At 69.2% G+C, this 6,123-nt stretch carries 8 protein-coding genes; 3 read left to right on the plus strand and 5 right to left on the minus strand.

Annotated features, from left to right (window positions below; all coding sequences use genetic code 11):
* The coding region (locus tag OS124_RS24685) for a hypothetical protein (protein WP_040607150.1) at positions 1 to 229 on the minus strand (229 nt) is incomplete at its 3' end.
* Positions 230 to 395: 166 nt separating this feature from the next.
* Here OS124_RS24685 and OS124_RS24690 point away from each other — a divergent pair.
* From OS124_RS24690 to OS124_RS0113665, 3 genes are all read left to right on the plus strand, one after another.
* Positions 396 to 743, plus strand: coding sequence for a DUF883 family protein (locus tag OS124_RS24690; RefSeq protein ID WP_010140266.1), 348 nt, complete (start codon positions 396 to 398; stop codon positions 741 to 743).
* A gap of 7 nt (positions 744 to 750) precedes the next feature.
* On the plus strand, positions 751 to 1,122 hold the full coding sequence (locus tag OS124_RS26125) for a phage holin family protein (protein ID WP_010140268.1): 372 nt from the start codon (positions 751 to 753) through the stop codon (positions 1,120 to 1,122).
* 204 nt (positions 1,123 to 1,326) lie between these two features.
* The gene (locus OS124_RS0113665; protein WP_010140269.1) at positions 1,327 to 2,562 is read left to right on the plus strand and encodes an NAD(P)/FAD-dependent oxidoreductase; all 1,236 of its coding nucleotides are present in this window, start codon (positions 1,327 to 1,329) and stop codon (positions 2,560 to 2,562) included.
* A gap of 276 nt (positions 2,563 to 2,838) precedes the next feature.
* Here OS124_RS0113665 and OS124_RS28200 read toward each other — a convergent pair whose 3' ends face one another.
* The 4 genes from OS124_RS28200 to OS124_RS28205 all read right to left on the minus strand — a co-directional run.
* Positions 2,839 to 2,961 carry a hypothetical protein gene (locus OS124_RS28200; protein ID WP_272941954.1) on the minus strand — a complete coding sequence of 41 codons (123 nt, stop codon included), beginning with the start codon at positions 2,959 to 2,961 and terminating at the stop codon, positions 2,839 to 2,841.
* Between the two features lie 347 nt (positions 2,962 to 3,308).
* A complete protein-coding gene (locus OS124_RS0113675; protein ID WP_010140270.1) occupies positions 3,309 to 3,848 on the minus strand; it encodes a carboxymuconolactone decarboxylase family protein in 540 nt (179 codons plus the stop codon).
* A 1-nt stretch (position 3,849) separates the two neighbouring features.
* The gene (locus OS124_RS0113680; protein WP_010140271.1) at positions 3,850 to 4,716 is read right to left on the minus strand and encodes a carbon-nitrogen hydrolase family protein; all 867 of its coding nucleotides are present in this window, start codon (positions 4,714 to 4,716) and stop codon (positions 3,850 to 3,852) included.
* Positions 4,713 to 6,123: dipeptide ABC transporter ATP-binding protein (locus OS124_RS28205; RefSeq protein ID WP_010140272.1), on the minus strand; the 1,411-nt coding region annotated here is incomplete at its 5' end. The genes OS124_RS0113680 and OS124_RS28205, both read right to left, overlap by 4 nt.

The following is a 6,123-nucleotide window of genomic DNA, read 5'->3' on the forward strand; positions in this document are numbered from 1 at the left end:
GAGGGAAAAAGGCGAAGCCCACGAAGTAGATGACGTGTGTGATACCCGTTGCTTCCACGGGTTCCTCCTCTTCCTCCTCCTGGTTGCCGCCACCGTTTCCGTTTCCGCCCCGCTTTGCCGCCGCCGGATCCGCAAGGGCCGCCATCAGCATCGTGACCACCAGCGCAAGACGCAGGAGGGTCGCCGAATGTGCGACGGCAGGGGATTGGGAAAAGGGCATTTTGAACATCGGCGTGACAGACAACTGGGAGGTGTTGCTGCATCAATAGAGGGAAAATACCTCTGAATTGGGGCTGCAATTGGGCGATTTGGCGGGATCGACGCTAGGGAACCCAAGTCGCTGCCATGCGTTGGATCTTCGAAGAACATATGCAATTCCTTCAGGAGATATTCCGATGGCAACCGCAAAAGCCGCTGAAACTACTCGTAATTCCGACAAAGCTCCGGCCGGGGACGCCGCCGCGATCCAGGAGCAGCTGGACGCCGTGCGCGCCGATGTCGCCGAACTGACCCGCGCTCTGGCTGCATACGGTCAGGCGCAGAAAGATGGCATGACCGAGGCAGCCCGGGCCCGCGCCGAGAAGCTGCGCAGCGACGCCGAGGCCGGTCTGGCCGAGACCGAGGCCCGCGCCCGTCACGCCTACGCGCAGACCGAAAGTGCCGTCCGCGAGAACCCGGGCACCGCGCTGGCCGTCGCCGGTGGCGTCGGCTTCCTGGCCGGTCTCTTCCTGTCGCGCCGCTGAGGCGGGCATGTTGGGGACCTTCGGCTACCGCACCCGCACCGCCCTGCACCGGGCAGGCTGGTCCCTTGCCGGGATCACCCTGATCCTGCCCGGGCTCGCCTTCCTGACGGCCGCCCTCTGGCTGCTGCTGAGCGAGCTGCGGGATGCGCTGTTCGCAGCCGGGGTCATCGGCGCACTCTACCTCGGGCTTGGGTTGATCTGCCTGGCCATGGCGCGCCGCCGTCCCCGGATCCCGCTGCCGCCCCGCCACGCGGTTCCGCCACCGCCGCTGGCTGGGGGACTCGCGGCAGAGCTGGTTGCGGCGCTGATGCAGGGCGTCACCGCCGGCATGGCGGCCCGGGCCGCGACACGACGCCCACCACCGCCGCCGCGCGACTGACACGGGCGGACGAGGCCACCCGAGTGTCCCGGAGGCCTGATCCTGAGAGGCCAACGGCATGACCCGACTTTCGCCAAAGGCGCAGATCCACGCGGATTTGCGCCTTTGGTTGTGCCGTATTTGCCGCAGCGTGCCGCAGCCCCCTTCCATCTGCTGACGATTTGCTCTCTCTTGCCGAGGTAGGTGTCAGGCACGAGTGGAACCATGCGGATCGCGATCATCGGGGCGGGGATCATTGGCGTGAATGCCGCGCTTGCCCTGCGTGCGCAGGGCGCCGAGGTGACGCTTTATGACCGTGAAGGGGTCGCCGCGGGCGCCTCGCGGGGCAACGCCGGGATCTTCGCCGACTATGCCGTGCTGCCCGAGGCGCGCCCGGGCCTGCGCCGCGAAGTGCCGCGCATGCTGCTGGATCGCAACGGGCCGCTGTCCATTCGCCTGAGATATCTGCCCAAGCTCTTGCCATGGTTGCGGGAATTCATCCGCGAAGGCCAGCCCGAGCGGGTTGGCCGCAGCACCGATGCGCTGGCGGCGCTGATGAAATGGGTCCGTCCCGACTGGGACCGCGTCCTGCAGGAGGCGGGGTGCGAGGACCTGCGCGTCTCGCGCGGAGTGCTGCATCTCTACCGCAGCCCGCGCGCCATGCATGCCACATTGCCGGACTGGCAGGTCATGGGCGCCCACGGGGTGCCCTTTGAGCCGGTCATGGGACAGGCCCTGCGGGATCTCGAACCGGCGGTCTCGCGCGACTACCAGGCCGGGGTGCTGATGCCGGCGCTCTCCCATGCGCTGGATCCTCTCGGTCTGACCGAGCGTCTCGCGGCTCACGCCCGCGCGCGGGGGTGCGAGTTCCGCCAGACCGAAGTGTCGGCGATCTCGTCGACCGAGACCGGTGTCTGCCTGCATTTCCCTGGCGCCGGCACGCGAGCCTTCGATCGCGCGGTCATCGCCTGCGGCGCGCAATCGCTCGCGCTGACCCGGCCACTTGGCCTGCGCGTGCCCCTGGAAAGTGAACGCGGGTACAACGTGACCCTGCCCGAGCCCTCGGTGATGCCGGGGCGTCCGATCTGCCTGCCCGGGCAGGGCTACTACATGACGCCGATGGCAATCGGTCTCAGGATCGGGGGGCGGGTCGAACTGGGCGGCCTCGCCGCGCCGCCGCGCTGGTCGCGGGCGGATGCCATGCTGCGCCATGCGCGCGGCGTCCTGCCGGGTCTCGAGGCGAAGGGGGCGAAACGCTGGATGGGGCATCGCCCCTCTCTGCCCGACACCCTGCCGGCCATCGGGCCGGTGCCGGGGCAGCCGAACATCCTGACGGCCTTTGGTCACGGGCACCTGGGCTTGACCCTCGCGGCCACCACCGGGCGGATCCTGGCCGAGATGATTTACGAGATCCCGCCAGAGATCGACCCGACGCCCTGCCTTCCGTCCCGCTTCCTCTGAAGCGCTGCGCCGGGCTGGCCGTGCCATGGCGCAGGCATCCCGACCGGTCTCGGCGGGCTATACAGCATGGGGTTTGTGTGGGGTGTCGGCCTCTGGGCCTGTCTACGCGGCTTTCCGGCGCCTGGCCTGCCGCTGCGCGTCAGCCCCGGAAGCGGCGGGCCGATCTGCGCGATCTTTCGTCCTTTTGTCCTGACCCGTGCTTCAGTCTCTTCCGGGTCCGGGCCCTCTCCTCGATCGACGCGTGGTCGAGGCGGGGTTTCCTTCGCAGCCTGGGGATCAGGCCAGGTAATGCACGACGGCGAGTAAGATGGCGGCACCGGCGAGCAGTTCGAGCGCCTGAGCGCGGACCCAGCGGCGGTTCTTCTGCTGGCTGGCGAGTTCGATTTCGTGCTTGCTCATGTCACTGTTCCCTCTGTGAAAGTGTGAGTTAACCATACCGTCGTTAACCCTGAGGGGGGAGGGCTGCGGGGGGGTAATCCGGGGCGCTTTGGGGGACGCGGGATATCTCTTCCGGCGCGGATTGGGACAGGCGGCTGGGCGGCCCTATCCCTTGGGATAGGGGCATCTTGAAGGGGCCATGGGGGTGCCGCAATTGCGCCTTATTTCCGCCGGGCGGAGGCCCTGATCGGGCGGCGACGGCGGGGCATTGAGGGGGGCGTGATTCGCGCCAGCGCCCCCGAATGCGCCGGCGCGCTCGCCCTGAGGGCCATCATGCTGTCCGCTGGCCGGCCCTTGGTCGGGGGCGATCAGGGCGCCGGATCGGCCGCCAGCTCGGCGGCGATATTGCTGTCCAGAGGGGTGCGGTAAGTCATCAGCAGGTAGCCCAGGACCGAGTAGAAGCCCACGGTGGCGATCAGGTCGATGACCGCCGCGCGGCCGATCACCCCGGCCAGCTCGGCCTCCTGCTGCGGTGACAGGTGACGGTCGTCCAGCAGGGCGTCGACGGCGCGCACGATCAGCCCGTCCTCGCCCTCGGGCATCTCGCGGATGGCGGCGATGCGGGCATCCGACATGCCGAGCTTGCGCGCCCGGCTGACGTGTTGCTGCCATTCGTAGGACGAGCCTAGCCGGACACCGGTGCGCAGGATCACCACTTCGGAGCGGATCGGACCCAGGGCGCTGTCCTTCACCACGTGCTGGCGCAGCGGCGCCCAGGCGCGCAGCAGGGCCGGGTGGTGCGCCATGGTGCGGTAGACGTTGAGCTGTCCGGCGAAGCCCTCCAGCAGGTCGGCGATCTCTTCCGGCCAGTCGGCATCGCTCAGGGGCGGGCAGGGGCTGTCGGTCATTTCAGATCTCATCAAGGGCGCGGGTGTAGAGGGCCGGGCGGCGGTCGGCCCAGATCCCGGTGAAGCTGCGGTAGCGGGCGACCTCTGCAAGGTCCAGCGAGACGCGCAGGACGTCTTCGCGGTCATGCTCCAGCGCGCCCAGCAGGCGGCCGTCGGGGCCAAGCGCGCAGGAGCGACCGAAGAAGCGCTGATCGCCATGCACCCCGGCGCGGTTACAGGACAGGAAGAAAACGCCGTTCTCGACGGCGCGGGTATAGGCGCGGTGCAGGAACAGCCCCTCATCCGCCACCGGCGCGCCATCCGTGCCGAAGGAGGCCCAGGCCGAGGTCACGATCTCGGCCCCCTTCAGCGCCAGCGTCCGGGTCACTTCGGGAAAGCGGATGTCGTAGCAGATCTGCATCCCCAGACGGGTGCCAAGCGCGGGAAAGACCGGCAGGCTGTCGCCGGGGGTGAAGTACAGCTTTTCGTTCTGCCACTGGTGGGTCTTGATGTAGGTGCCGCCCAGACCCTCGGGCGTGATCAGCACCGAGGCGTTGTGGATCACCCCGGCCAGCCGCGCGTCACGCAGGCCGAGACCGGCCACGAGGCTGACGCCCAGCTCGGCTGCCAGCGCGATCAGCGCCGCGATCTCTTCGCCCTCCGGGTCGGCGCAGGCATCGCAGAGCGCCGCGCCATAGTGGGCAACGGGAGAGACGAAGGCGCCACCGGGCACCAGCGGCTCGACATAGCCGGTGTTGCTGAGTTCCGGGAAGAGGATGAGGTCGGCGCCCGCCGCGGCCTCGGCGTGGATGAACTCCTCCATCCGGGCGAAGTTGCGGGCGGGCTCCAGCGGGGTGGCGTCGAACTGGACGAGATGGGCGGCGATCATGCGGGCTCCGTCACGCGGCGGCCTTTGGCGAAATCCCAGTCGCGACCGGGGGCGGCTTCCAGCAGGGCGCGGGTGTAGTCGTGTTGCGGGTCTGACAGAACCTGCCCCGCCGGGCCGAATTCCACAACCTCGCCGCGTCGCATGACCATCACGTCGTCGCAGATCTGCGCCGCGACGCGCAGGTCATGGGTGATGAACAGGATTGCCAGGTCGCGCTTTGCCTGCACCTCGGCCAGCAGGTCCAGCACCTGCGCCTGGACCGAGACATCCAGCGCCGAAACCGCCTCGTCCGCGACGATCACGTCCGGCGACATCATCAGGGCGCGGGCGATGGCGATGCGCTGGCGCTGCCCGCCCGAGAACTGGTGCGGGTAGCGGGTCAGCGCGTCGCGGGGCAGGCCGACGACCTCCAGCAGCTCGCCCGCGCGGGCCAGGGCCCCGGCGCGCGGCTCACCGGCGTTGAGCGCGCCCTCGATCAGGCTTTCGCCGGTGGTCAGGCGCGGGTTGAGCGAGCGGTTGGGATCCTGGAAGATCATCTGCACCGCGCGCCGCGCCGGGGCCAGGGCGGCCTGGCCCTGCAGGGGGGCGATGTCGTGGCCGTTGACCAGGATGGCGCCGGCGGTCGGATCCTCCAGCCGCAGCACGCAGCGCGCCACTGTGGACTTGCCGCTGCCGCTTTCGCCGACGATGCCCAGGGTGCGGCCCCGGTCGAGGCGGAAGCTGACCTCGTTCACCGCGCGCACGCGGTGGCCGGGGCGGCCCATGAGCTTGCTCAGGAGCGAGCGGAACTCGAAGACCTTCTCGACCCCGAGCAGCTCAAGCACATGCTCGCGGCGCTCCTGCGTCCGGGCGGGGCGCGGGGTCAGCGAGGGGACGGCGGCCAGCAGGTCGCGGGTGTATTGCTCGCGCGGGGCGCTCAGGACCTCTTCGGTGGTGCCGGTCTCGACCACTTCGCCGTGGCGCATGACGCAGACCCGGTCGGCGATATCCACCACCACGCCCATGTCGTGGGTGATGAACAGGACGGCGGTGTTCTGTTCCTCCTGCAGCTTGCGGATCAGCTGCAGGATCTGCTTCTGCGTGGTCACGTCCAGCGCCGTCGTCGGCTCGTCCGCGATCAGCAGCTTGGGTTTCAGCGCCAGGGCCATGGCGATCATCACCCGCTGGCGCTGGCCGCCCGAAAGCTGGTGCGGGTAGCTGTCGTAGATGCGCGCCGGATCGGGCAGGCTGACACTGTCGAAGGCGGCAAGGGCGGCGGTCTTGCGGTCGGGCGCGCGCATCTTCGTATGCGCCCGGTAGATCTCGTCCATCTGCAGCCCGATGGTCAGCACCGGGTTCAGCGCCGTCATCGGCTCCTGGAAGATCATCGCCATCTCGGCGCCGCGCAGCGCCTTGGTGCGCGCCGGG

The organism is Oceanicola sp. S124, assembly GCF_000220565.1.
In the GTDB taxonomy this organism is placed as follows: domain Bacteria; phylum Pseudomonadota; class Alphaproteobacteria; order Rhodobacterales; family Rhodobacteraceae; genus Pseudooceanicola.

Coding starts and splice junctions, on each gene's coding strand:
- OS124_RS28200 (WP_272941954.1), bottom strand. CDS start 2,961: ATGAGCAAGCACGAAATCGAACTCGCCAGCCAGCAGAAGAACCGCCGC.
- OS124_RS0113665 (WP_010140269.1), top strand. CDS start 1,327: ATGCGGATCGCGATCATCGGGGCGGGGATCATTGGCGTGAATGCCGCG.
- OS124_RS0113680 (WP_010140271.1), bottom strand. CDS start 4,716: ATGATCGCCGCCCATCTCGTCCAGTTCGACGCCACCCCGCTGGAGCCC.
- OS124_RS24690 (WP_010140266.1), top strand. CDS start 396: ATGGCAACCGCAAAAGCCGCTGAAACTACTCGTAATTCCGACAAAGCT.
- OS124_RS0113675 (WP_010140270.1), bottom strand. CDS start 3,848: ATGACCGACAGCCCCTGCCCGCCCCTGAGCGATGCCGACTGGCCGGAA.
- OS124_RS26125 (WP_010140268.1), top strand. CDS start 751: ATGTTGGGGACCTTCGGCTACCGCACCCGCACCGCCCTGCACCGGGCA.